24 protein-coding genes are annotated in these 24,392 nt (G+C 73.5%); 17 read left to right on the top strand and 7 right to left on the bottom strand.

Annotated elements, in window-relative coordinates:
• Positions 1–27 precede the first annotated feature (27 nt).
• Complete coding sequence (locus tag AC07BF_RS27260) at positions 28–558, top strand: VOC family protein (protein ID WP_363587198.1); 531 nt, start codon at positions 28–30, stop codon at positions 556–558.
• Positions 559–565: 7 nt separating this feature from the next.
• On the opposite strand, the gene AC07BF_RS27255 is transcribed toward AC07BF_RS27260, so the two are convergent.
• Complete coding sequence (locus tag AC07BF_RS27255; RefSeq protein WP_363587197.1) at positions 566–1,123, bottom strand: hypothetical protein; 558 nt, start codon at positions 1,121–1,123, stop codon at positions 566–568.
• A gap of 133 nt (positions 1,124–1,256) precedes the next feature.
• On the opposite strand from AC07BF_RS27255, the gene AC07BF_RS27250 reads away from it, so the two are divergent.
• From AC07BF_RS27250 to AC07BF_RS27235, 4 genes are all read left to right on the top strand, one after another.
• Positions 1,257–1,961, top strand: a complete 705-nt coding sequence (locus tag AC07BF_RS27250; RefSeq protein ID WP_350881149.1) for a response regulator transcription factor — start codon at positions 1,257–1,259, stop codon at positions 1,959–1,961.
• A 17-nt stretch (positions 1,962–1,978) separates the two neighbouring features.
• Positions 1,979–3,394, top strand: a complete 1,416-nt coding sequence (locus AC07BF_RS27245) for a sensor histidine kinase (protein ID WP_478334051.1) — start codon at positions 1,979–1,981, stop codon at positions 3,392–3,394.
• Positions 3,395–3,753: 359 nt separating this feature from the next.
• On the top strand, positions 3,754–5,349 hold the full coding sequence (locus AC07BF_RS27240; protein ID WP_478334048.1) for a glycoside hydrolase family 18 protein: 1,596 nt from the start codon (positions 3,754–3,756) through the stop codon (positions 5,347–5,349).
• Positions 5,350–5,574: 225 nt separating this feature from the next.
• Positions 5,575–6,975 (top strand): glycosyltransferase 87 family protein, encoded by a 1,401-nt coding sequence (locus AC07BF_RS27235; protein ID WP_363587195.1) that lies wholly within the window; start codon positions 5,575–5,577, stop codon positions 6,973–6,975.
• A 107-nt stretch (positions 6,976–7,082) separates the two neighbouring features.
• On the opposite strand, the gene AC07BF_RS27230 is transcribed toward AC07BF_RS27235, so the two are convergent.
• Entirely contained in the window at positions 7,083–7,499 is a 417-nt protein-coding gene (locus AC07BF_RS27230) for an SsgA family sporulation/cell division regulator (RefSeq protein WP_063349195.1), read from the bottom strand.
• Positions 7,500–7,945: 446 nt separating this feature from the next.
• Between AC07BF_RS27230 and AC07BF_RS27225 the strand changes: the two genes are divergently transcribed.
• Together AC07BF_RS27225 and AC07BF_RS27220 are read left to right on the top strand one after the other, a co-directional pair.
• Positions 7,946–9,604, top strand: a complete 1,659-nt coding sequence (locus tag AC07BF_RS27225) for an RDD family protein (RefSeq protein WP_363628106.1) — start codon at positions 7,946–7,948, stop codon at positions 9,602–9,604.
• Positions 9,605–9,732: 128 nt separating this feature from the next.
• Positions 9,733–10,488 (top strand): RDD family protein, encoded by a 756-nt coding sequence (locus AC07BF_RS27220; protein WP_363628107.1) that lies wholly within the window; start codon positions 9,733–9,735, stop codon positions 10,486–10,488.
• Positions 10,489–10,530: 42 nt separating this feature from the next.
• Here AC07BF_RS27220 and AC07BF_RS27215 read toward each other — a convergent pair whose 3' ends face one another.
• A complete protein-coding gene (locus AC07BF_RS27215; RefSeq protein WP_363620090.1) occupies positions 10,531–10,773 on the bottom strand; it encodes a hypothetical protein in 243 nt (80 codons plus the stop codon).
• 202 nt (positions 10,774–10,975) lie between these two features.
• Here AC07BF_RS27215 and AC07BF_RS27210 point away from each other — a divergent pair, with 202 nt between their 5' ends.
• The 5 genes from AC07BF_RS27210 (at position 10,976) to AC07BF_RS27190 (ending at position 15,626) form a co-directional block, all read left to right on the top strand.
• Positions 10,976–11,710, top strand: a complete 735-nt coding sequence (locus tag AC07BF_RS27210; RefSeq protein ID WP_478334047.1) for an endonuclease V — start codon at positions 10,976–10,978, stop codon at positions 11,708–11,710.
• Positions 11,711–11,807: 97 nt separating this feature from the next.
• Positions 11,808–12,233 carry a hypothetical protein gene (locus tag AC07BF_RS27205; RefSeq protein WP_400986681.1) on the top strand — a complete coding sequence of 142 codons (426 nt, stop codon included), beginning with the start codon at positions 11,808–11,810 and terminating at the stop codon, positions 12,231–12,233.
• A gap of 43 nt (positions 12,234–12,276) precedes the next feature.
• On the top strand, positions 12,277–13,674 hold the full coding sequence (locus AC07BF_RS27200; protein ID WP_478334046.1) for a WXG100 family type VII secretion target: 1,398 nt from the start codon (positions 12,277–12,279) through the stop codon (positions 13,672–13,674).
• Between the two features lie 86 nt (positions 13,675–13,760).
• Complete coding sequence (locus tag AC07BF_RS27195) at positions 13,761–14,972, top strand: S8 family serine peptidase (protein ID WP_478334045.1); 1,212 nt, start codon at positions 13,761–13,763, stop codon at positions 14,970–14,972.
• Positions 14,973–15,059: 87 nt separating this feature from the next.
• Positions 15,060–15,626 (top strand): DinB family protein, encoded by a 567-nt coding sequence (locus AC07BF_RS27190; protein ID WP_363587187.1) that lies wholly within the window; start codon positions 15,060–15,062, stop codon positions 15,624–15,626.
• 6 nt (positions 15,627–15,632) lie between these two features.
• Here AC07BF_RS27190 and AC07BF_RS27185 read toward each other — a convergent pair whose 3' ends face one another.
• Together AC07BF_RS27185 and AC07BF_RS27180 are read right to left on the bottom strand one after the other, a co-directional pair.
• Positions 15,633–16,073 (bottom strand): RNA polymerase sigma factor, encoded by a 441-nt coding sequence (locus tag AC07BF_RS27185; RefSeq protein WP_063349204.1) that lies wholly within the window; start codon positions 16,071–16,073, stop codon positions 15,633–15,635.
• A gap of 714 nt (positions 16,074–16,787) precedes the next feature.
• Positions 16,788–17,384 carry a hypothetical protein gene (locus AC07BF_RS27180; protein ID WP_400810298.1) on the bottom strand — a complete coding sequence of 199 codons (597 nt, stop codon included), beginning with the start codon at positions 17,382–17,384 and terminating at the stop codon, positions 16,788–16,790.
• 256 nt (positions 17,385–17,640) lie between these two features.
• Between AC07BF_RS27180 and AC07BF_RS27175 the strand changes: the two genes are divergently transcribed.
• Positions 17,641–18,648: a hypothetical protein gene (locus tag AC07BF_RS27175; RefSeq protein WP_363620079.1), complete on the top strand. Its 1,008-nt coding sequence runs from the start codon at positions 17,641–17,643 to the stop codon at positions 18,646–18,648.
• Positions 18,649–18,729: 81 nt separating this feature from the next.
• Here AC07BF_RS27175 and AC07BF_RS27170 read toward each other — a convergent pair whose 3' ends face one another.
• Positions 18,730–19,320, bottom strand: a complete 591-nt coding sequence (locus tag AC07BF_RS27170; RefSeq protein WP_363587184.1) for an isochorismatase family protein — start codon at positions 19,318–19,320, stop codon at positions 18,730–18,732.
• Between the two features lie 321 nt (positions 19,321–19,641).
• Positions 19,642–20,958, bottom strand: coding sequence for a nicotinate phosphoribosyltransferase (locus AC07BF_RS27165; RefSeq protein WP_363628114.1), 1,317 nt, complete (start codon positions 20,956–20,958; stop codon positions 19,642–19,644).
• Positions 20,959–21,099: 141 nt separating this feature from the next.
• On the opposite strand from AC07BF_RS27165, the gene clpS reads away from it, so the two are divergent.
• The 4 genes from clpS (at position 21,100) to AC07BF_RS27145 (ending at position 24,281) form a co-directional block, all read left to right on the top strand.
• Complete coding sequence (gene clpS, locus AC07BF_RS27160) at positions 21,100–21,393, top strand: ATP-dependent Clp protease adapter ClpS (protein ID WP_063351371.1); 294 nt, start codon at positions 21,100–21,102, stop codon at positions 21,391–21,393.
• Positions 21,394–21,546: 153 nt separating this feature from the next.
• Positions 21,547–22,119, top strand: a complete 573-nt coding sequence (locus AC07BF_RS27155; RefSeq protein WP_363620073.1) for a DUF2017 domain-containing protein — start codon at positions 21,547–21,549, stop codon at positions 22,117–22,119.
• A gap of 187 nt (positions 22,120–22,306) precedes the next feature.
• Positions 22,307–23,749 (top strand): amino acid permease, encoded by a 1,443-nt coding sequence (locus AC07BF_RS27150; RefSeq protein WP_363587181.1) that lies wholly within the window; start codon positions 22,307–22,309, stop codon positions 23,747–23,749.
• A gap of 100 nt (positions 23,750–23,849) precedes the next feature.
• Positions 23,850–24,281 carry a M67 family metallopeptidase gene (locus AC07BF_RS27145; RefSeq protein WP_363587180.1) on the top strand — a complete coding sequence of 144 codons (432 nt, stop codon included), beginning with the start codon at positions 23,850–23,852 and terminating at the stop codon, positions 24,279–24,281.
• Positions 24,282–24,392: the final 111 nt, after the last annotated feature.

The following is a 24,392-nucleotide window of genomic DNA, read 5'->3' as shown; positions in this document are numbered from 1 at the left end:
GTCCGCACGCCTACCGGGAGGGCCGTCATGACCGACACCGCCGCCGAACCCGTCCTGCTCGCCGCAGGACCCGGACAGTCCGGCCCCCTCCCGATGGGCCGCGCCGACGCGGTGGTCTTCGCGGTCGGCGACGCCGAGCGGGCCGCCCGCCGCTACACCGCCGCGCTCGGACTGCGCTGTACCGCGTACGCCGGGCCGGAGACCGGGGAGCCGGAGACGGTCTCGTACGTGCTGGACGCGCCCGGGACCAGGATCGTGCTCACCTCGCTGGTCCAGGTGATCGGCCCGCGCGGCCGGGAGCTGGCCGCGCACCTGGCCCGGCACGGGGACGGGGTGCTGGACCTCGCGGTGAGCGTGCCGGACGTCTTCTACGCCTACGACTACGCGGTGGACCGGGGCGCCCTGTCGCTGGCCGAGCCGTACGAGGCGCGGGACCGCTTCGGCACGGCGGTGCTCGCGACGATCGGGGTGCCGGGCGGGACCAGGCACACCCTGGTCGACCGGTCCGGCTACGCCGGGCCGTACCTGCCGGGGTACCTGCCGTTCGAGACCTGGTGAGGGGGGCTCAGCGGATGGCCGTCTCGACCACCGGCGGGTGGCCGTTCCAGTAGACGAAGACCGAGTTGGCCTGCTCGCCCTTGGTGAAGTCCACCCGCATCCACTGGTCGCCGTTCCACACCTGCATCTGCCAGCCGGGGTCGGGAGTGGCGGAGACCAGCGAGGCCTTGTCGGGGCGGATGTCCAGGGCGACCTTGCCGCCCGGCACCGGGTAGCTCTTCACAGAGGACACCGCCGTGGCGGTGGCGGGAGCGGGGCGGCGGGTGGCCGGCGAAGAGGCGGCGGCGAGGGTGGTGGCGGGGGCCGGCCCGCGCGTCGTCGTGGCGGCGGTCGGGGAGGCCGGTGGTGGGGTCGGGGTCCCGGTCTGGGTGGCCGACCGCGCCTGGTCGGGGGTGACGGTCGCGGTGTGCGGCGTGCCGTCGGCCCTCGGCGAGGGCAGCGGCAGGGCCGTGGGCTGCTCGAACGCGGCACCGGTCAGCACCGCGTGCACGCCGAGCCAGGACAGCGCCACCGCCGCCCCGGTGGCCGCCGCCCAGGCGCCGAGCTGTACCAGTCCGTTCCGCATCGTCCGCTCATCCTGCCGTATTCCGGGCCTGCGCAGCCGGGCAGCCCCGTTATTAGTCAGGGGAGTTGCACAATGTCCGGAGGCCACCCCGAGGTACAGACCACTGCCCGTCGATGGCGTACCGTGCAGGGCCATGGCAACAGTGCTCGTGGTCGAGGACGACCCTTTCGTACGCTCCGCCCTCATCCGGCACCTGACCGACACCGGTCATGCGGTCCGCAGCGTGGGCACGGCACTTGAGGCGCTGCGGGAGGTTGCCCAGGTCGGCTGTGACCTGGTGATCCTCGACCTGGGACTGCCGGACCTGGACGGCAGCGAGGCACTCAAGATGATCCGGGGCCTGACCAATGTGCCGGTGATCATCTCGACCGCCCGCGACGACGAGGCCGAGATCGTCCGGCTGCTCAACGACGGCGCCGACGACTATCTGGTGAAACCTTTCTCCGGGGAACACCTCAGCGCCCGGATGGCCGCCGTGCTGCGCCGGCTCGGCGGCGGCGCCGCCCCCGTCGCCCAGGTGCTGCGGGTCGGCGGCCTCGCCATCGACCTCCAGCGCCGCGAGGCCTCGCTGGACGGGCGGCTGCTCGACCTGACCCGCCGTGAGTTCGACCTGCTGGCCTTCCTGGCCGGACGCCCCGGCGTGGTGGTGCCGCGCAAGGAGATCCTGGCCGAGGTCTGGCAGCAGACCTACGGCGGCGACCAGACCATCGACGTCCACCTGTCCTGGCTGCGCCGCAAGCTCGGTGAGACCGCCTCCAGCCCCCGCTACCTGCACACCGTCCGGGGAGTCGGGGTCCGGCTGGAGGCCGCCGGGGGACTGGCGGAGCACCGGACATGAGGAGGTTCGGGCGCTCGCTGCGCTGGGCCCTGATCAAGGCCGCCGTCGCCGGGACCACCATGGTCGCGCTGGCCTTCCTCATCCCGCTCGGCCTGATGGTCCAGCAGACCGCCCGGGACCACGCCTTCACCGCCGCCGAGCGGCAGGCCGCCGCGCTCGGCCCGGCCCTCGCCATCACCACCGACCAGATCGCCATCGACCGAGCCCTGGCCAGCACCGACGCCGGCGGGCAGGGCAGGATGGCGGTCCACCTGCCCGCCCCGGCCGCCCCGGACGCGCTCCCCGGCCCCGGCGGCCCCGGCGGGCCCACCATCGGCGAGGCCCGGGCCGCCGCCGGCGACGTGTCCACCGCCGGAGGCCAGGGCCGCTCCTTCACCGTCGAGGTGCCCGGCGGCTACGCGCTGCTCCAGCCGGTCGCGGTGGACACCGGACGCACCGCCGTGGTCGAGGTGTTCGTCGCCGACGGCGACCTCACCCGGGGCGTCTCCACCGCCTGGCTGGTGCTCTCGGGCGTCGCGCTCGGCCTGGTCGCCATCTCGGTCCTGGTCGCCGACCGGATGGGCGGCCGGATCGTGGCCTCCGCCCGGCGGCTCGCCGGCGCCGCCCGCTCGCTCGGCGCCGGCAACCTCGCCGTACGGGTCCCGGTGGACGGCAAGCAGGCCGCCGGCAGCCCCGAGGAACTGCGCGAGGCCGCCCACGCGTTCAACACCATGGCCGACCGGGTGGTCCAACTCCTCGCCGCCGAACGGGAACTGGCCGCCGACCTGTCCCACCGGCTGCGCACCCCGCTGACCGTGCTGCGGCTCAACGCCGCCTCGCTCGGCGAGGGCGACGCCGCCGACGCCACCCGGCACGCGGTCTCCCAACTGGAGCGCGAGGTCGACCAGATCATCCGCTCGGCCCGCCGCGACCCCGAGGACGTGCCCGCCGTCGCGGTCGGCTGCGACGTCGCCGAGGTGGTCCGCGAACGGGTCGGCTTCTGGTCCGCGCTGGCCGAGGACGAGGGCCGCTGCTGGCAACTGGCCGGCGCCGACCGGGCGACGCCCGTCCCGGTCCAGCGCGCCGACCTGGCCGCCACCGTCGACGCGCTGCTCGGCAACGTCTTCCGGCACACCGCCGTCGGCACCGCCTTCTCGGTGGACGTGCTCGCCACCGAGACCTCGGTGATCGTCCTGGTCGGCGACGCCGGCCCCGGCTTCAGCGACCCGGCCGCCGCCCTCAAGCGCGGCGAGGGCCACGGCGGCGAGGGCTCCACCGGCCTCGGCCTCGACATCGTCCGCAAACTCGCCGAGTCCACCGGCGGCGACCTGGGGCTCGGCCGCTCCGCCGTGCTCGGCGGCGCCGAGGTCCGGCTGCGGCTGCGGACCCGCCCGGACGGCACCCCCGCGCGGGCGGGGCGGCGGCGCGGCCGGGGCGCGCTGTTCCAGAAGTGACCGCCTCCTCGGCTGTTGCCTCGGCCGCTTCCTCGACCGTTCCCTCAGCCACTTCCTCGACCGTTCCCTCAGCCACTTCCTCGACCGCTTCCTCGATCGCTCCCTCGACCTCGGCCGAGGCTCGGGGAACCGTGGTGGCCAGTCTTCGTGCGCGCCTGACGCCCTGCCGGCTTCGGGATCTTCCTTAAGCGCGGCCTAAGGGAGTTCTTCCCCTCGCTCAGCCCGCCGGTTCGGCCCCCCGGCCGCCGCTAGCGTCGGTCGCGCCGGTCACCCGACCGAGCCGGGCCGGCCGCCCGGACGTCCGCACGCACCCGCGCCCGGACCGCGGCCGACCGACGGCACCCCGGAGGTAACGCGCCATGACCACCCAGCCCAACCGCCGCCCAGGCCGCCGCAGGCGCAGCCGCAAGGGCGCGATCGTCGGGGCCTCGGCGGTCGCCGCCGCCCTGGTCGCGGGCGGTGTCGTCGTCCTCGCCTCCTCGGCCAGCGCCGCCTCGCTCGGCGCCGTCTACAGCCGGACCAGCAGCTGGGACTCCGGCTACACCGGCCAGTACCTGGTCACCAACCCGGACAGCGGCCCGATCGAGGACTGGACGCTCAGCTTCGACCTCCCGGCCGGGGCGAAGATCGACTCGCTCTGGAACGCCACCTTCACCGCCGCCGGCCAGCACGTCACCGTCAAGCCGGAGGCGTGGAGCAAGCGGCTGGAGCCGGGCAAGAGCGTGGTGGTCGGCTTCGTCGCCCAGGGCGCCGGCGCCGCGCAGGCCGAACCCGGCAACTGCCTGATCGACAACACCTCCTGCAAGGCCGGTGACGGCACCGCGCCCACCCCCTCGGGCCGCCCCACCACCACCGCGCCGACCAGTCCGGTGTCGACCGCTCCCAAGCCGACCGGGACCGGCACCGCCACCGCGGCCCCCTCCCCCACGGGGACCGCGAGTGCCACCCCCTCGGCGAAGCCGACCACCCCGGCGCCGACCCCCACCCCGACCGCCACCCCCACGGCGACCGGTGTGCCCGTACCCCCGGCCGGCGCCGGGGCCGGCTTCGCCCCGTACGTCGACACCTCGCTCTACCCGCCGTACGACCTGGTCGCCACCGCCAAGGCCACCGGGGTCAAGAACTACACCCTCGCCTTCGTGGTGTCCGGCGGCGGCTGCCAGCCCAAGTGGGGCGGCGTCAGCGACCTGTCCGCCGACGCGGTGGCCGCCCAGATCGGCGCCCTGCGGGCGATCGGCGGCGACGTCCGGGTCTCCTTCGGCGGCGCCAACGGCAGCGAGCTGGCCCTCGCCTGCGGCTCCACCGCAGACCTGGCCGCCGTCTACCAGAAGGCCGTCGACGCCTACGGCCTGACCAGGCTCGACTTCGACGTCGAGGGCGGCGCGATCGCCAACACCGCCGCCAACACCCGCCGCGCCCAGGCCATCGCCCAGCTGCAGAAGAACGCCGCCGCCAAGGGCAAGGCGCTCGACGTCTCCTTCACACTGCCCGCGCTGCCCTCCGGCCTGACCCAGGAGGGCGTCAACCTGGTCGCCGACGCCAAGAACAACGGCGTCGCGATCGGTGCGGTCAACATCATGGCCATGGACTTCGGCGACGGCGTCGCCCCGAACCCGCAGGGCCAGATGGGCAAGTACGCGATCGCCGCGGCCACCGCCACCCAGGCCCAGGTCAAGAGCGTGCTCGGACTGGACGACGCGGCCGCCTGGCGCAAGGTCGCCGTCACCCCGATGATCGGCGTCAACGACGTCGCCAGCGAGGTCTTCACCGTCGCCGACGCCAAGCAGCTCGCCGACTTCGCGGCGTCCAGGCACCTCGCGTGGCTGGCCATGTGGTCCGGCACCCGAGACAAGGCCTGCGACGGCGGGGCCAAGGCCTACGCCGATGCCAGCTGCAGCAGCGTCGTCCAGCAGCCGCTGGACTTCACCCGGGCCCTCGGCGCCTACACGGGCTGAGGCACGGGGCCGCTGAGGCCCTGAGCCCCTGGGGCCACTGAGGCCGCTGAGGCCGCTGAGGCCCTGAGCCTCCCCCCGGTGGCCTCGGCCGTCCGTGCTCCGCCCGCAACGGAGTACGGCCGGTCGGGGCCCATTCGTCACCCTGCGTGACTACCTGTGCCCAGGCCCGGTCGGCCCGCATCCGGTATCGTCGGCGATTGGTCGAGCGGTGGACGGAGTGGACTGGTGACAGCGGTGCAAGACGAGCGCAGCCCGGTGCGGACCGCACCCGACCCCGCGCCCGCCCCCCTGTCGGACCGGCTGCGGACCGTGCTCGGCGCCCCCGTCCGCGCGCTGCGCGAGGCCCCCCGTCGACCGTTGCTGGCCGCCTCGGCCCTGGCGCTCCTCTCCCTGGTCGTGTACGCGGTGGTCCGCCACTTCGTCAACACCTCGATGGTCGACATGATCGTCTACCGGGCCGAGGGTGCCGCCGTGGCCAACGGCACCGACCTGTACGCACTGCGCGTCACCGAGTGGAACCTGCCCGCGACCTACCCTCCGTTCGCGGCCATGCTGTTCGTGCCCACCACCTGGTTCCCGGTCCCGTTCCTCCGGGTGGCGATCACTCTCGGCAACCTCGGGCTGCTCGCCCTGTTGACCCACCTGTCCTTCAAGCTGGTCGGCTGGCCGCGCCGCGAACTGCGGCCGATCGGCGTCATCCTGGTGACCGGCCTCGGCGTCTGGCTCGAACCCGTCTTCACCACGCTCCGGTACGGCCAGATCAACCTCGCGCTCGCCTGCCTGATCCTCTGGGACCTCACCCGTTCGGACGCCCGCCGCAGCAAGGGCATGGCGATCGGCATCGCCGCCGGCCTCAAGCTCACCCCTGGCCTGTTCGCCGTCTACCTGCTGATCACCGGCCGGGTCCGGGCCGCCTTCGTGGCCGGCCTCACCTTCCTCGGCACCTTCCTGATCGGCGCCGTCGTCCTGCCCGACGCCACCTGGGGCTTCTGGACCAAGTACCTCTACGACTCCTCCCGGGTCGGCAAGACCGAGATCGTCGACAACCAGTCGCTGCGCGGCGCCCTCGCCCGGCTGCTGCACACCGCCGACCCCGGCACCCTCGCCACCCTCGCGGCCGGCCTGGTCGCGGTGGCCGGCCTCGCCGTCGCCGCCTGGGCCCACCGCAGCGCCCGCTGGCTGCCCCGGGCCGAGGCCTGGGGCGTCTGCTGCGCCGCCGTCACCGCCGTGCTGATCTCGCCGATCAGCTGGACCCACCACTGGGTCTGGTGCGTGCCGGTGCTCGTCCTGCTCGCCACCGAGGCCTCCGTCGAGCACGCCCGTCCGGTCGGCGTCCGCCGGTTGCGCTGGCGGGCCGCCTTCTGGGCGACACTGCTCGCGTTCCTCTCCTTCGCGATGTGGGCCGCCAAGCCGCTCGGGCCGGCCGTCCTCCACATGGCGCCGCTGCGCCAGCTGCCGACCTCGGTCTACCCGTGGGTCGGGCTCTGCTTCCTGCTCGCCGCCGCCATCCGGATAAGGGCCAGGCGACGCTCCGCCGGGGCACCGCTGGTCCGGCTGCCCGGACAGCGCGACGGCGGTGGCCCGGACGCCACCCGCGGCCGTCAGCAGGCCCCCGCGGCCCGCTGAGCCGGCGGGGGCGCGGCTCCCGTCGCGTCGCGCGGTCCCGGCAGGGTGCGTGCTGTGGCCGGCCGGTGCGTTCGCGGTCGTGCGCGTGCTGGTGGTCGTGCGCGTGCTCACGCAAGCAGGTCCGCGAGCGAGCCGTCCATGTCCAGCGCGGCCATCTCGCTGCCCGGCGGGACCAGCCGGTGGGCCCGCTCCAGCCAGGCCGCGACGACCGGCAGCGGTGCCTCCAGCAGGGCGTCGCCGGCCGGGGAGCTCAGCGCCAGGCAGAGCACGCTGCGCCGGCCCGAGCGGGTCGGCCAGATCCGCACGTCGCCCTGGCCGCACGGCCGGAAGGTGCCCTCGACCAGCAGCTCGCGGGCGAACACCCAGGTCACCGGGGAGCCGGTGTCCAGGTGGAAGGTGATGTGCACCGCGTACGGGTCGTGGCTGCCGTAGGACAGCCGGGCCGGGACGGGGACACTGTGCTCGGGGGAGAGCACCAGGTTCAGCTCCAGTTCGTGCTCGACCACGCTGGTGGGGCGCTCCATGATCGTTTTCCTCTCGACCTTGGGTTCCTGCCCGGTTCCGGGCCCGGTGACCTTTGAGAGGGCGGTCCACGCCGGCTCTTACACACGTTTCCGGGATTTCTTCGGGAAGTTCGACGAGGGGTGTGGTGAGGCGACGGGTGGTGAGGCGCGGGGTGGTGAGGCGACGGGTGGTGAGACGCGGGGTGGTGACCGGTGGGGACCGCGGCGCGCGGACGCCCGCCGCGCGCCGGGACGGTTCGGCCGCCCTTACCCCGGAGGGCCCTCCGCTGTCCGGTGATTGACCAACTTTCCGTCGGCACCTCGACGAGGCACTACCCTTTGTTACTGTCCGGCGACTGTCCGCCTACCGGCGGTGCCCCCCACCCACGCGCGCCGGACGGCTCGCGGGTGCGCCGGGCGGGCGTGCCGTGTCGGCCCCGCCAGGACCCGCCAGGAGAGAAGACCCCATGACGGACCGCCCCTTCGCCGGCGCCGGCGACTCGGCCGTCGGACCCGAGCCGGGCTACTACCCCGACCCCTCCATCCCCGGCTTCGTCCGGTACTGGGGCGGCTCGGCCTGGGTGCCGGGCACCAGCCGGCTCGCACCCGCCGAGGGCGAGGTGCTGGATCCGCCCCGGTTCGCGTCCCGGCGGCCCGCCGCCGGCGCGGCGGGGACGGCGCGGGCGGTGCCGCCACCGGCGGTGCCGGAGGCGGCCGTTCCGGAGGCGGCGTCCCCGGAGCCGTCCTGGGGCGGGACCGCGCACGGCGGGGGTGGGGGCGGGGACACCGGGCCGGTGTACTTCGACCAGACCGCGGGCGGGGCGAAGTTCGTCCTCGGGTCGCGGGTGGCGGAGGTGATCGGCGGGCCGGTGTTCCGGACGGTCGGGGAGCCGGAGGCGTCCGAGAACCCTGAGGTGTCCGGGGTGGCTGGGGCGTCCGGGGTGGCTGGGGCGTCCGGGCCGGAGATGGCGGCGGTCGAGGTGCCGGTCTTCGGCGAGGCGGTCCTGGGCGAAGCGGTCCTGGGCGAGCCGGTGGTCGAGGTTTCGGCGGTCGGGGGTGCGGCAGGCCAGGGCGAGGTGGAGGAGCTCGGCTGGCAGGCCGTTCCGCAGGCGCAGCGGGGGCTGATGGAGACGGGTGGCGAGCCGCACCGGGTCTCCTGGGGGGTGCTTTCGGGGGCGCCCGACGGGGAGGAGGGGCGCGCGAGGGAGGTCCGCGCTTCGGTTGCTGTTCCGGTCCGGGCTTCGGCCGGAAGGCCGGCCGCCGCTTCGGCCGGGGTGGAGGTGGCCGCCGCCTCTGGAGCGCCCGCGACCGTCCCGGCGGCGGTGGCGGTGCGGGAGGCGCCGTCGCCCGTTGCGTCGCCCGTTGCGTCACCCGTCGCGGCGTCCGTTCCGGCGGCTGCGCGCGGGGCCGGGCGTGCCGTCGAGTCCGAGTCCGAGTCCGCGTCCGAGCCCGAGCCCGCCGTACCGGCCCCGGCCCCGGCCGCCGCCGGAGCGGTTCCGGTCCGGGCTCAGGGCCGACCCCCCGCGCCTGCCGCGCCCGCCGGGTCGCTGCCGGTCGTGCGCCCGGCCCGGGAGGCCGTCGCGCGGCGCCGACCCGCCCCGGCCGCGCCTGCCCCCACCGTGCCCGCCTCCGTGACGCCCGCCGGACTCGGACGTCGGCTGGCCGCGCGCGCCGTGGACACCGTCGTACTCCTCGTGGTCGCCGTCGCCGCCGGAATCCCGCTCGGCCGCTCGGCGTCCGAGCACCTCCAGCAGAAGCTCGACCAGGCCAGGATGGCCAGTTCCCTCACCCGGCGCCAGGTCCAGGTCTGGCTGGTGGACGACGTGGTGCTGGGGAAGGTCGCGGTCCTGCTCGGCATCCTGCTCTTCGTCAGCCTGCTCTACGAGGTGCTGCCGACCGCCCGCACCGGCCAGACCTTCGGCAAACGGCTGGCCCGGATCCGGGTGGCGGACGCCGCCGCCCCCGGCGCCCGGACCAGGTTGAGCCTCGGCCGCTCGCTGCTCCGGTGGGCCGTGAGGCAGCTCGGCCTGCTGCTGCTCGTCGGCCTGGTCTGGCCCGTGTTCGACCGCCCGGCCCGGCGCGGCTGGCAGGACCGGGCCGCCCGCACCCGGGTGGTCCGCGACTGAGGCCTCCCGGCGTGGCGGTCGGCTCCCGGCGCGGAGGCACCATCCGGAGCGGGGGCGTCGTCCGGCCCTGGCGGCAAAACGGACAGAATGTCCCAAACGGCGAGAATGTGTGATGTTCTACTCGACGGATGAGCACTCACGACCCCTCAGGCTCCCAGCCGGAGGGGGGCGGCCAGCCCTCCTTCGACAAGCAGTCCCCGCAGCCGGGCGGCGGCACGCCGGAAGACCGGCCGTCGGACCCGAACCCGCCGCCCGCCCCGCCGCCCGCCGACGGCCCGTCCGACGGCACCTCCGACACCCCGTCCGACGGCCCCGGCGCGTACGGCGGCACCTACGGCGGCCCGACCGGCGGCCAGAGCCCGCCCGGCGGCAGCCCCTACGGCCGGAACCCCTACGACCAGCCCCCGCCCGGCTACGGCCCCACCGGCTACGGAACCCCCGGCGCCGGGCCCGTCCCCGGCATGCCGCCGATCGGCAGCTGGCCCAGGCGCATCCTCGCCCGCCTGATCGACTACCTCCTCGTCCAGGCCGTCGCCGTGATCGTGGTGGCCCCCTTCGCCGACTTCGGCAACCGCTCCGGCGAGGTCGGCGCGTTCTGGCTCGGCTGCGGCATCTACCTCCTCTACGAGGGACTGATGCTCGGCCGGGACGGCCAGACCCTCGGCAAGAAGGCGATGCACGTCCGCGTCGCCATGCTGATCGACGGCAACAAGCCCACCCAGGGCGCCGCCTGGACCCGCGCGGCCGTCTACATCCTCCCGGCCGTGATCTGCTGCGCCGCCTTCTGGTGGATCATCGACGGGATGTTCGGCGTCTTCGACAAGCCCTACCGGCAGTGCATCCACGACAAGGCCGCGAAGACCGTGGTGGTCACCACCGACTGACCGGCCGAGCGGGCTGCGACGCCCGGCGGCGGACTGGCGTTGCTAGCGCTGCCGGGCGTACTCGTGTCCGGCCGGGGCCGGGGAGGCCGCTCCCGCCCTCGCCGCCGACCGGCCGGACACGGCGACCGACAACACCGTCACCACGGTGCCGAGCGCCAGGGCGAACCCCTCCAGCACCGCGACCTCCAGGACGCCCGAGGCGCCCGAAACGGCCAGCAGCGCCACAGTGGCGGCGACGACGGTGAACGAGCCGAGGCAGTACTGGGCAGCGGACGGACGAGGCATGGCGGGGGTCCTTCGCACGTCGGGGGGAACGAGCGGGAATGGCGCCGGTCCCAGAAGTGCTGCCCGGCAAGGGAGTTCGGTAAGTCCAGGCTAACCCGCCGGACCGGGAGCACGGGGGGCGCACAGGCTCACCCCGGGGTCGTCCGCCCCCTCGGTACGGTGAACCCGACCGCGCCCGCCCCACCCACCCGGGGGAACACCCGTGCCCATCCCCGCCGACTGGCCCACCACCGAAGCCCAGGCACTCGCCGAACAGGAACGCCTGCGCCCCCTCGTCCAGACCCACGACTCCGACGACCCCGACGGTTCCGGCTCAGGTTCCGGCGGTGGCGGGGTCGGGCGGCTCATCGCCGGCGTCGACGTCGCCTACGACGACGAACACGACCTCGTCGCCGCCGCAGCCGTCCTCCTCGACCACGACACCCTCGCCGTCGTCGAACAGTCCACCGCCGTCGGCCGCATCCCCTTCCCCTACACCCCCGGACTGCTCGCCTTCCGCGAACTCCCCGCCGTCCTCGACGCCCTCGCCGCCCTCACCCGCACCCCCGACACCGTCGTCTGCGACGGCTACGGCCTCGCCCACCCCCGCCGCCTCGGCCTCGCCAGCCACCTCGGCGTCCTCACCGGCCTGCGCACCCTCGGCGTCGCCAAAACCCCCTTCACCTTCCGCCACCACGACCCCGACACCCCCCGCGGCTCCACCACCCCGCTCACCGACCCCGCCACCGGCGAAGAAGTCGGCCGCGCCCTCCGCACCCGGCCCGGCGTCAAACCCGTCTACGTCTCCGTCGGCCACCGCATCAGCCTCGACACCGCCGTCCGCACCACCCTCCAACTCGCCCCCCACTACCGGCTCCCCGAAACCACCCGGCACGCCGACTCCCTCTGCCGCCGCGCCCTCGCCGACGCCCTCCACACGAGGACGCCTGCGAACTGACCAGGTACCAGGCGGAATTCGGGCCCCGTGTGTTAGACATGAGATACCGGGGCCCAACTCCGGCAGCGACCCACGGACGCACGGGGGAGGCGCCGAAATGGCAACAGGAACCGGTACGACCGGAGGCGCCGGCCGGGGCTACCGCGTCGAGGTCGAACAACTCCGCGCCTTCGCCGCCCAAGTCCGGCTCCTCCTCGCCGAATTCCAGCGCCACGCCGACGGCACCGGCACCCACGGGCGCAGCGGCATCGGCAAGACCGCCTTCGGCACCTTCGCCGAAGCCACCGAGATCCACAACCGCTACAACACCATGCGCGACGGCCTGCGCGACGTCCTCAACCAACTCCAACAAGCCGTCGACGAAGCCCAGAAGAACGCCGAACTCACCGCCACCACCTACGAAGAACACGACCAGCACACCGCGAAGAAACTCAAACTCGGCGACGACGGCTGGTCCGTCGCCAACCCCTCCGCCAGCAGCAAGGCCGCCTACGAGCACACCGTCGCCCCACCCGCCCCCTGACCCCCGGCCACCACCGGCCGAGCCCGAACGGAGGCGACCCCCCATGGCCTACACCGACTTCACCGCCTACAGCCACGCCCAACTCCGCACCATGGCCCAGGCCCTCAACCCCGGCGAAGTCATGGCCGCCGGCGACCCCTGGCGCCACGCCGCCGACACCCTCAAGGCCATCCGCACCACCCTCACCCGCGCCAGCACCGAAGCCGCCGTCACCTGGGAAGGCACCACCAGCGACGCCTTCCACACCCGCATGCTCCACCTCGCCGACAGCATCAACAACGCCGCCTCCTACGCCAACGACGCGGCCAACACCCTCCACAACATGTCCGAGGCCATCGCCAAGGCCAAGCGCGACATGCCCGAGGAACCCAGCACCTGGGAAAAGGTCAAGGACACCGTCGGCGACGGCGTCTCCTCCGTCTTCGGTGGCGACGACGAACACATCCCCGTCGCCGACCGCCGAAAAGCCGAAGCCGCCACCGTCATGCAAACCCTCGCCATGCACTACCGCATCGCCACCCCCACCCTGAAGCCGCCACCGAACCTGCCAACGCTGCAGAAGTCGGGTGAGACGCGCGACGTGACACCACAGGACGATCCGGCCGGGGCGGCGGCGGTGGCGAGCGCGATGATGTCAGGAACCTCCATCGGCGTCGTGGGTACATCAGGGCGGGTGACGACCAGCCCACCACCACAGGGTCCGAAGTCCTCCGGGCCGGCGATGCCAGCCCGCTCCACGTCGAGGAGTGCGTCTGTTCCGACCGATTCGGGGATCAAGGGCGGCGCGGCGCAGACTCCGCCGAAGCCCCTGGGCTCGGTGAACCACGGCCCGGGTGCAGGCATCGCCGACACGCCGACGGTCGCCCCCAACAGGACTGTGGCCACCACCGCCCTCCCGGTAACTCTGGTGTCCGGGGCGGGTGTTGTGCCGCCTGGTGGCGCTGCGGGCGGCCTCCCGGGAAGCAACGGCGGGCAGGGGATCTCCAATCCCGCAGGCCCGGCGGCTGGTCTACCGGTCGGCCCCGGCATCGGCCAGGCCAAGGTCGGATTCGGCGGTCGGGAACTCCCGGGCGGTGACAATCCGGCGGGCGGCCGTGGACCGGGTGGGGGCATCGGAGGTCGAGGTGGCTCCGGTGCCCGGCCGATGGGTGGGTCTACAGGCCGACCTGGTGGGATCGTCGGTGGGACCGCAGGGCCGGTCGAGGGAATGCGCGGCAAGCAGGCGTTCACGGAAGGCGGTTCCGGCCTGGGAGTCCGGAACCGGCCCAGGGGCGAACCCGGTGCTGGCGTCCCTGGCGGTATGGCCCCCGGCCTGCCGCCCACCGGCGCGCAACGGCACGATAAGGGCCGGGAGAAGGGCCGTCGGAGGCCCGACTACCTCGTTGAGGACGAGGAGACCTGGGCGTCGGACAAGCCGGCCAATCCGAACGTGGTGGAATGAGCCCGGTCCTGAAGCGGACGGGTGATCTGATCGCGTCCCGCGGATCGGTGATCTGCGGGACGCCTCGCTGAGTGGGGTGACCAGGCTTGACGAGCCGCCGGTTGGCGCGTGGTACAGCGGCCCTTGCCGCCGGGGCATTGGTCTGGAGTGTCGCGACACCGACGGCATCGGCGGATCAGATCAGAGACAAGCAGTGGGCCCTGAAGGCCTTCGAGGCCGAGACGAAAGTCTGGACTGTCAACCAGGGCGAGGGCGTGATCGTCGGAGTGGTCGACAGTGGGGTCAACCCGGACCACCAGGACCTCACCGGACAGGTGCTTGCGGGGGGTGACTTCTCCGGTACGAACACGGACGGTCGTACCGACGGCGACGGCCATGGCACCGGGATGGCGAGCCTGATCGCAGGGCACGGGCACGGTGCACAGGCGGGGGTCATGGGCTTGGCGCCGAAGGCGAAGATCCTGCCGGTGAAGGTGCGGACCGACGGCGAGAATCAGGATGTCCAGCAGAACGGCCTCGCCGAGGCGATCCGCTTTGCCGTGGACCACGGTGCGAAGGTCGTCAACATGTCGGTCGGGGGGACGTCGAGGTTCGACTCCTCGGCACGTGAAGCCGTCAACTACGCGGTCTCCAAGGACGTCGTGCTGGTCGCCGCCACCGGGAACAACGGCGACAGCCTGAGCGGTGTCCAGTACCCGGCGGCCTTTCCCGGAGTGGTGGCGGTGGCGGCTGTGGACTCCACGGGCAGAGTTTGGGACCGCTCGACGCCGGGTGCCGAGACGACACTCGCCGCGCCCGGTGTGGAGATCTACCAGGCCACGGCCAAGTCCTCGTCGAGCTACGGCGTGGGCAACGGCACCTCGGATGCCACCGCCTACGTCTCCGCCACCGCCGCGTTGATCCGGGCGAAGTATCCGGAGCTTTCGGCGGGGCAGGTGATCAATCGGATGATCAGGACTGCCACGCCGCCGCAGGACGGGTCGGCGGTGCCGGGGAGCAGGTACGGCTTCGGGGTGCTGGCGCCGGCGAAGGCGTTGGAGGCCGATCCGGGGGTGGACGGCGGGTCTCGGGAGAATCCGTTGGTGGGGCGGGCGGAGTCGCGGGGGGCTGCGGGGGACGGGGTGACGGAGCCGCCGGGTGGCGAGGCCGTGGTGCCTGCGGCTGGGGCCGGCGGGGGCGGCTGGTTCGGGGTCGGGGTTGCGGTGGGGGTGGCGTTGTGGGGGGTGCTGGTCGGCGGGGTGGTGGCGGTCGTGGTGTGGGTGGTGCGGGTGCGGCGGCGCAGGGGTGCGGGTGGCTGAGGGCTGCGGGCGGGGTGGCAGCATTTTGGTGGCGGTTGGCGTCCTTGCCGCTGGTGGGGCGGGTGGTGGGGTGGCCATGCTGGGGTCATGAGTGCTTCTGAGCGTGGCGTGGATCCGGTGGGTGTGGTCGTGCCGGACGGCAAGGACTGGACGTGGGTGTTGGAACGCCCGTGTCCGGATTGTGGGCTGGACGTTCCGGCGGTGGTGCGGGAGGACGTCGCGGGGATGGTCCGGGCCAATGCGGAGGCCTGGGTGGCGTTGTTGGCCGGGGCCGAGGAGGGTTTGCGTCGGCGGCCGCGGCCGGGGGTGTGGTCGGGGCTGGAGTACGCGTGCCATGTCCGGGACGTGTTCCGGCTGTTCCGGGTCCGGTTGGACCTGATGCTGGCCGAGGACGACCCGCTGTTCCCGAACTGGGACCAGGACGAGACGGCGGTCGCCGAGCGGTACGGGGAGCAGGTGCCGGCGGTGGTGGCCGGGGAACTGGCGGCGGCCGCGGAGGCGCTGGCGGCGGCGTTCGGGCGGGTGGCGGGCGAGCAGTGGGGGCGGACCGGGGGCCGTAGTGACGGGGCACGGTTCACGGTGGAGTCGTTCGCCCGTTATCTGATCCACGACCCGGTGCATCACTTGTTCGACGTGACGGGTGAGCGGGTCTGAGGGGGCTCACCAGCCGGAGGCCTCCCACAGCATGGTGCGCCGGAGCCGGCCGGCGACGCTGGCGGTGTCGGTGCCGATGACGTCGGCGATCTCGGGGGCGGCGAGGCCGACGACGTAGTGCAGGATCGCCAGGTCGTCGTCGGCGGGGTGGCGGTCCGGTGCGGCGGGCACGTGCCGGGTGTGGTCGGCGACGGTGCTGCGCAGGATCTGCCAGGCGTTCGCGGTGGGGTTGGAGCTTCCCAGCAACTCGCGCCATTGGACGGCGATTTCGGCGAACGCCTGTTGGACGGCGGTGGCCGCGCTGCTGTGCTCGGTCAGCCACACCCGGGCGTAGCTGAGGTACCGGGGGCGGTGGAGTTCGCAGAAGGCGGCGAACTCCAGTGGTACGTCCTCCGGTTCACCGGGCCTCGGGGGCGGCTCGGCGGAACTCGCGTGACGGTTGGTCATCTCGGCTTCTCGGAAAGGGAGATGGGTGGCTGACGGTCGATCATCTGCGCTCACTCTACGATATGCCCTCGGTGCGCTGGGTTACCAATCGGATTGAATGCCCGGAACCCGCCGCCGCTCGGCCGGTTCCGGTGTCGACCGGTGGGGCGTGGTGGTGCGGCGGTGGTGGGGCGGCCGGGCGGGGGATCGGTGGGGGAGGGTGGCGCAGTGGTGCGGGGGGTGTAGTTGCGAGCGCGTCGCGGCTGGTCAGGGGGTGCAGAAGGGCCGTGGTTGCAGGACGGTTGATGTGCCACCGTAGGGCTTATGGAGGCTGGCGTCCACGCCCACGGCGCGAAGCTGCGGCCGCACAACCGTCCGCGCAACCACACCTTCGGTCGCGCCCGTTCCGGCGTGGCGTGACGGGCCGGGTGGACTCCGACGTGCATGTCTCCACCGGGGGCGCGCAGCCCGGGTGCGGGCGGTGGGTGCGGACGGTGGATGCGCGCGGTGGATGCGAGGTGGACGCGCTGCGCGCCGAGGTGGGCGTGGCAGCAGGGGTGGTGGGTGGGCGGTGCGCTCGCCGTGGCGGCGGCGCACCGGGTGGCCGAGGGGGCGGAGCAGGCGCTGATCCGGACGGTCCCGCGCCTGCTGGCCGCCACCGTGCACGTCGGCCACGCCTCGGCGGCCTGGGGCCGTCCGGCCCGGGGGTCGAGGCGCGGGTGGGGTGGTCTGCCGTCAGGACTGCGGTCGGGCCTCCGTCGGGGAGAGGCGGTCGTCGACGGCGCTGCTCCGTTCGACCTGGGCGGGGAAGGACTCGATGGCCAGCCGCCGGGCGAGTTGGGCGGCGGTGGCGGCTGCGACCGCAGTCGCCGCAGCGGCCTCGGTGGCAGCCTCCTCGCGTTCGCACCGGTGCGCGGCGCCGCTGGGGTGCCCGGCGGTGGCAGGGTGTGCGGTGCCGGTGGGGTGTCCGGTGGCGGGGTGTCCGCCGGCGGTTCGTCGGCGGCGGCCGAGCGCGGTGCGGGCGGCGTGTTCCTCGGCCGCCTGTCTCGCGGCCAGGTAGGCCTGGACGGCGGCCATGCCGTAGACCGGCTGGATGAGCTGGTGGCCTTTGAAGAAGGGTCTGGCCGGGGCGAACCCGGCGGCGACCACGAGGTCGCGGATCTCGGCTATCTCGGCCTCGCTGCGGGCGGTGAAGCGGACCTCCCAGCCCTTCTTGTACGTATGGCCCTGTTCGCCGCTGCGGCGGGCCGGGTCCGGGCGGCGGACGTATCCGGGCAGACGGCCAAGGCGGAGCTGGGCCGCGCGGAGGCCGGCGGTCTCGTCACGTGACATGACGCAAGCCTAGGCAATTCCCGGGGCGGGTTTGACGCCTGAAGGGTCTCCCGGCGTATGCCTTTGGTCACTCTGGGTCAGGCGGCCTGGTGGGCGATCGGGTTCGATCAGATATGACAACCTGACGACCGTCAATTACTCCGATTGAGTGAGGGTATGGGGACTTTAGTGCGAGCTGATCCCGGTTTCGCGACGGTTGGGTAACAGTGCGTCAGGTGGCCGGTGGCGGGTCGGAGCGGTTGGGGATGGTGTCCGCATGAGCTACCGGATTCCCACGCCGCCGCCGTCCCTGGAGGAGCTGGCGAAGCGTCAACAGAACGTCGTCACCGCGAGCCAGTTGCGCGCCCGGGGCGTGCCGGCCCGGGTCATCACCGAGCACTGCCGTCGCGGCGGGCCCTGGCGGCGGCTGCTGCCCCGGGTGTACCTGCTGCAGTCCGACGGGCCGACCCCGGAGCAGCGGATGTGGGCCGCCCTGCTGTACGCGGCGCAGAACGGTCGCGAGGAGGGCCGCCGCGAGGGCGCGGTGATCACCGGTGCGGCCGCGCTCGCGCTGTACGGATTCGCCGCGGTGCCCCGGCTGCCGGCGGTGACCGGGGTGGACGTCCTGGTGCCCCGCCAGCGTCGGCTGAAGGACGCCGGGGAGGTGCGGATCCGGCGCACCGAAAGGGAGTTGGTGGCCCGCTCGGTGCACGGCCTGGCCTGCGCGCCGGTCGCCCGGGCGGTCGCGGACGCGCTGTGCGAGTGGACCGCGGAGGAGGGTGGCACCCCGGTGCCGGTGCGGGCGCTGCTGCGCGAGGCCGTCTCGCGGCCCGACGGCCCGTGCACCGTACGGGAGTTGGCGTCCGAGCTGACCGATTCCGGGCTGACCGGCGAGCCCCGGGTGCGCGCGGCCCTGGACGAACTGCTGGCCGGTGAGCGGGACTTCGTCCTGGAGCGGGTCGGCGAACTGGTGGACGAGTGCCTGCTGCCCGTCCCGCTGGTCGGCCCCGAGCTGCGGATGCGCGGCGGCACGTACATCGCCGTCCCGGACCTCTACTGGCCGGAGCAGGGCGTCGCCGTGGAGGTGGACTCGGACCTGCGCTGCGTCAGCGAGGGCGAGGCCGCCTGGGTGCGCGGCGGCCAGCACCGGATGGAGTACCTGGGGATCCGGGTGGTGTATGTCTCCGGCGCCCGGCTCGCGGCCGACCGGGACGCGGTCGGCGCCGAACTGCGCGAGGCCCACCGGGTGGGCGGTTCGGACGTGGTGGAGTTGATGGTCGGTTAGCTCCGGGCCGGATCCGTCCGCACCCGGATCCGGGGCCGCGCCCGAGCCGCGCCCGGGGCCGCTTCCGAGTCGGAGCCGGGGCTACGCCCGAACCACCGGGGCGCCGACCAACTCGACCCCGGCGGCCCGCAGTTCGGCGAGCGCGGCGGTGGTGGTCGCCGGCGCGACCCCGGCGGTGAGGTCGAGCAGGACGCGGGTGGTGAAGCCGGCCCGGGCGGCGTCCAGGGCGGTGGCCCGGACGCAGTGGTCGGTGGCGATGCCGACCACGTCGATCTCGTCGACCTGCCGTTCGCTCAGCCACTCCACCAGACCGCGGTTGTTCTCGTCCAGCCCCTCGAAACCGCTGTACGCCGCCGAGTAGGCGCCCTTGTCGAAGACCGCCTCGACCGCACCGGAGATGACGGACGGGGCGAAGTTGGGGTGGAAGCCCACGCCTTCGGTGCCGGCCACGCAGTGCACCGGCCAGCTGGTGACGTAGTCGGGCTCGGTGGAGAAGTGGTCGCCCGGGTCGATGTGGTGGTCGCGGGTGGCGAGGATGTGCTGGTAGCCGGGGGAGGACTCGGCGATCAGGTCGGTGATGGCGGCGGCCACCTCGGCGCCGCCGGCGACGGCCAGACTGCCGCCCTCGCAGAAGTCGTTCTGCACGTCGACGACGATCAGTGCCCGGTGCATGGCTCGCATCCTCGGATGTGGGGGGCGGCCGTGGTGGCGCCCTGGTGGGGGGAGCCCTCGGGAGTACTCGGCCCGCGGCGGGGCTCGGGGGTTCTCGGGGAGCTCCGGGGGAACTCTACGGCTGACTCTAGGGAGTGGCGTGCGGGGGCGGAAGGCCTGGGGCGGACCCCGGGCCGGCGCCCGGCGCGAACCGGCGAACCGCGGCGAACCGGTGAACCACGGCGGACCGGCGAACCGGCGATCCGCGGCGGACCGGCGGCCCGGAACCGGCGGACGGCCCCGGGGTCGTCCGCCGGTCCGCGCGGGTCGGCCGGGGCGGGGTCAGAGCACGAGTTCGGTCGGCAGCACCGGGTCGCCCTTGGAGAGCTGGGTGGCCGACAGCGGCAGTGCGGCCCGGGCCCGGATGTGCCGTTCGCGCGCGGCGGTGAGCGGTTCGCGGCCGACGGCCCGGCCGGCCCGCACCAGCGGCACCTGCATCAGGTGCGGCTCCAGGTCGGCGGGGACCGCTCCGGTGCCGACCACCTCGGCCTCGGCGACGCCGTCGGCGTCGGGCCGGCGGGCGGCCCACTTGCGGCCGCCGATGCTGGTCTTGCCGCCGGCCGCGCGCTTGGCCACCGGCACCAGCGGCCCGTCCGCGCTCTCGGCGCGGGCGACCAGCTTGTAGACCATCGCGCAGGTCGGGTGGCCGCTGCCGGTGACCAGGCTGGTGCCGACGCCGTAGCCGTCCACCGGGGCGGCGGCGAGCGCGGCGATGGCGTACTCGTCGAGGTCGGAGGTGACGATGATCCGGGTCTTCGTGGCGCCGAGGTCGTCCAGCTGGCGGCGGACCCGGTGGGCCAGCAGGGTGAGGTCGCCGGAGTCGATCCGGACGGCGCCCAGTTCGGGGCCGGCCACCTCGACGGCGGTGCGGACGGCCTCGCGCAGGTCGAAGGTGTCGACCAGGAGCGTGGTGCCCTTGCCCATGGAGGCGATCTGCGCGCGGAAGGCGTCCCGCTCGCTGTCGTGGACGAGGGTGAAGGCGTGGGCGGCGGTGCCGGTGGTCGGGATGCCGTGGGTGAAGCCGGCCTCCAGGTCGGAGGTGGCGGCGAAGCCGGCGACGTACGCGGCCCGGGCGGCGGCGACGGCGGCCTGCTCGTGGGCGCGCCGGGCGCCCATCTCGATCACCGGGCGGCCGCCGGCCGAGGCGGTCATCCGGGAGGCGGCGGCCGCGATCGCGGAGTCGTGGTTGAGGATCGAGAGGATCACCGTCTCCAGGATCACCGCCTCGGCGAAGCTGCCCTCGACGGTGAGCAGCGGCGAGCCGGGGAAGTAGACCTCGCCCTCGGGGTAGCCGTGGATGTCGCCGGCGAAGCGGTAGTCGGCGAGGTAGCGCAGGGTGTCGTCGTCGACCACGCCCTGGCCGGCCAGCCAGTCGAGCTGCGGGGTGGTGAAGCGGAAGTCCTCGATGGCGTCGAGCACCCGGCCGGTGCCGGCCATGACGCCGTAGCGGCGGCCGCTGGGCAGGCGGCGGGTGAACACCTCGAACACGGAGCGGCGGTGCGCGGCCCCGCTGCGCAGGGCGGCCTGCAGCATGGTGAGCTCGTAGCGGTCGGTGAGGAGCGCGGTCGAACCGGCCGCGCGCACTGAAGTGGCGTCCATGCGGATGATGCTACTACCACTTAGCGTCAGAGTGACGATTTCTCGTGCTGCGAGCCGGGCCGGAATCGCCCGGGGATCCCCCGGATGGCAGCATGGGGCTGAAGAGGCGTGGACGGACTGCGCAGCGAGGAGGATCCGGCGGTGAGTGTCGCGCCCGTGGAGATCGAGCGCCCGGAGGTCGAAGGACTACCGGTGGTGGAGCCGGACACGCCCTGGGTGACCATCGTGCACAACGACCCGGTGAACCTGATGAGCTACGTCCAGTACGTCTTCCAGGCCTACTTCGGCTACCCGAAGGACAAGGCCAGGAAGCTGATGATGGAGGTGCACACCAAGGGCCGGACGGTGGTCTCCAGCGGCTCCCGCGAGGAGATGGAGCGCGACGTCCAGGCGATGCACGGCTACGGCCTCTGGGCGACGCTGCAACACGACTGACCGCGGCACGACAGACCGCGGCACGACTGACCGCCGCACGACAGACCGCAGCACGACTGACCGCAGTGCGACCGGCGCAGTGCGGACCGCGGCGCGACCGGCCGCGGAGCCGGTACCCCACCCGAGACGACGAAGACGGGCTGACCGATAGACATGGCTGGGTTGTTCGAGAGTGCCGGCGGCGGGAGCGCGGCGATCGCGCTGGACGAGGTGGAGGCCTCCATCCTGCGCTCCCTGGAGGTGGGGATCCTGCAGCTGATCGGGCCCGGCCCGGGCGGGGACGGCGGCGATCCGCTGGCCGCGCTGTTCGCCGAGGGCCCGACCGAGGCGCCGGCCAACCCGATGCTCGCCCGGCTCTTCCCGGACGCCTACGGCGACCCGGCCGGGCCGGAGAACGAGGAGAGCCGGGCCGCCTCGGGCGAGTTCCGCCGCTACACCGAGGTGGACCTGCGGACCCGTAAGCGCGAGGACGCCCTGCACGTCGTCCGGATGCTCGACCGGCTCGGCGGTGAGGGTGGGGTGGTCAAGCTGGACCCCGCCGACGGCCTGCGCTGGCTGGGCGCGCTCAACGACCTGCGGCTGACCCTGGGCGTCCAGCTGGAGGTCAGCGAGGACGACGAGGAGCTCTACGAGCTGCCGGACGAGGACGACCGCAAGCCGCTGGTGATGGCGTACGTCTGGCTGGGGGCGCTCCAGGAGACGCTCCTGGAGGCGATCGCGGACTGATCGTGCCCGCTTCCGGGCAGGCCCCGGTCGATTCGTCCAATATGTGGACGGACGGCCGGGGCATTTCTCTTTAAATCGGGCAAAACATAGCAGGTCATGCTCAAATAACGCTCAGATGAACACCGCTATCCGAACCCTGCGTGGTACGACTTCTCCACCCCACGAGACCCACCCAGGACGGTGCACCATGGCCGAGCAGCTGTACGACGACGTGGTCGACGCGAAACCGGACGAGGAGGGCTATCACCGGGGGCTGGGAAGCCGCCAGATCCAGATGATCGCGATCGGCGGTGCCATCGGCACCGGACTCTTCCTCGGCGCGGGCACCGCGATCTCCCGGTCCGGCCCGAGCCTGATCCTCTCCTACGCCGTCGCCGGCGTGGCGATCTTCGTGATCATGCGCGCCCTCGGCGAACTCCTCACCTACCGCCCGGTCTCCGGCAGCTTCGCCGAGTACGCACGCGAGTTCCTCGGCCCCTTCGCCGGCTACGTGACCGGCTGGACGTACTGGCTGTTCTGGGTGGTCACCGGCATGGCGGAGACCACCGCCGCCGCCGTGTACGTGAGGTTCTGGGCGCCCGACATCCCGCAGTGGGCCAGTGCACTGACCTTCCTGGTGATCCTCTACGCGGCCAACCTGATCTCGGTGAAGCTGTTCGGCGAGATCGAGTTCTGGTTCTCGATGGTCAAGGTCACCGCCATCATCGGCATGATCCTGATCGGCATCGGGGTGCTCACCCTCGGCTTCAGCAAGGCCGGTGACACCGCGTCGATCACCCACCTGTGGCAGGACGGCGGCTTCTTCCCCAAGGGCATCGGCGCCACCGTGATGACGCTGCAGATCGTCATGTTCGCCTACCTGGGCGTCGAACTCGTCGGCGTCACCGCCGGGGAGAGCGAGAACCCCGAGAAGACCCTGCCGCGCGCCATCAACACCCTGCCCTGGCGCATCATGCTGTTCTACATCGGCGCGCTGGTGATCATCCTCTCGCTCGTGCCGTGGACCGAGTTCCAGCCCGGCGTCAGCCCGTTCGTGGCCGCCTTCGGCAAGATCGGCATCCCGGCCGCGGCCGGCATCATCAACTTCGTGGTGCTCACCGCCGCGCTCTCCTCCTGCAACTCCGGCATGTACTCCACCGGCCGGATGCTGCGCGACCTCGCCCTGCGCGGCCAGGCCCCGGGGCAGCTCACCAAGCTCAACACCCACCGCACCCCGGCCTTCGCGATCACCCTCTCCTGCCTGCTGATGGGCGTCGGCGTGGTGCTCAACTACCTCGTCCCGGCCAAGGCGTTCGAGTACATCACCTCCGTCGCCACCGTCTGCGGCCTGTGGACCTGGGCGATGATCCTGATCTGCCAGATCCGCTACCGCAAGGCCTGGCGGGCCGGCCACCTGCCGCCGCCCACCTTCAAGGCGCCCGGCGGCGCCTGGACCAGCTGGACCGCGCTCGCCTTCCTCGCCCTGGTCGTGGTGCTGATCGCGTTCGACGCGGACAACCGGATCTCGCTGTACGTCTTCCCGGGCTGGGCCGTCCTGCTGGTGATCGGCTACCAGGTGCTCAAGCGCCGCAACCCGAGGGCCGCCCACGGCGTCGCCCACGACCACCTGCACGTGCGCAACGGCGGCTGAACCGCCGGGACCTGGCCGCCGCGCCCAGGTGGCGGACACCCGGTGACCGCGCTCCGGACGCCCCGGCGGACACCCGCCGGGGCGTGGCTATCCTGACCGCATGCTGACCATCACCCGAGAACTCCGCGACCGGATCGTGGCCCACGCCCGCGCCGACCACCCGGACGAGGCCTGCGGCGTGGTCGCCGGACCGGCCGGCAGCGGACGGCCCGAGCGGTTCGTCCCGATGCTCAACGCGGCCCGCTCGCCCACCTTCTACGAGTTCGACTCGGGCGACCTGCTCAAGCTCTACCGCGAGATGGACGACCGCGACGAGGAGCCGGTGATCGTCTACCACTCGCACACCGCCACCGAGGCCTACCCCTCGCGCACCGACGTGAGCTACGCCTCCGAGCCGTTCGCCCACTACGTCCTGGTCTCCACCGCCGACGGCAATGGCGAGGACGACCCGTTCCAGTTCCGCTCGTTCCGCATCGTGGACGGCGAGATCACAGAGGAAGACGTCCAGGTCGTCGAGGCCCACCCGGCCTGACCAGCACCCACCTGGGCGCGGGGGGGGGGGGGGGGGGGGGGGGGGGGGGGGGGGGGGGGGGGGGGGGGGGGGGGGGGGGGGGGGGGGGGGGGGGGGGGGGGGGGGGGGGGG

The organism is Kitasatospora sp. NPDC043950, from assembly GCF_056435345.1.
The sequence above is the reverse complement of the archived record's forward strand: the minus strand, read 5'-3'. Positions and strand labels throughout refer to the sequence as shown.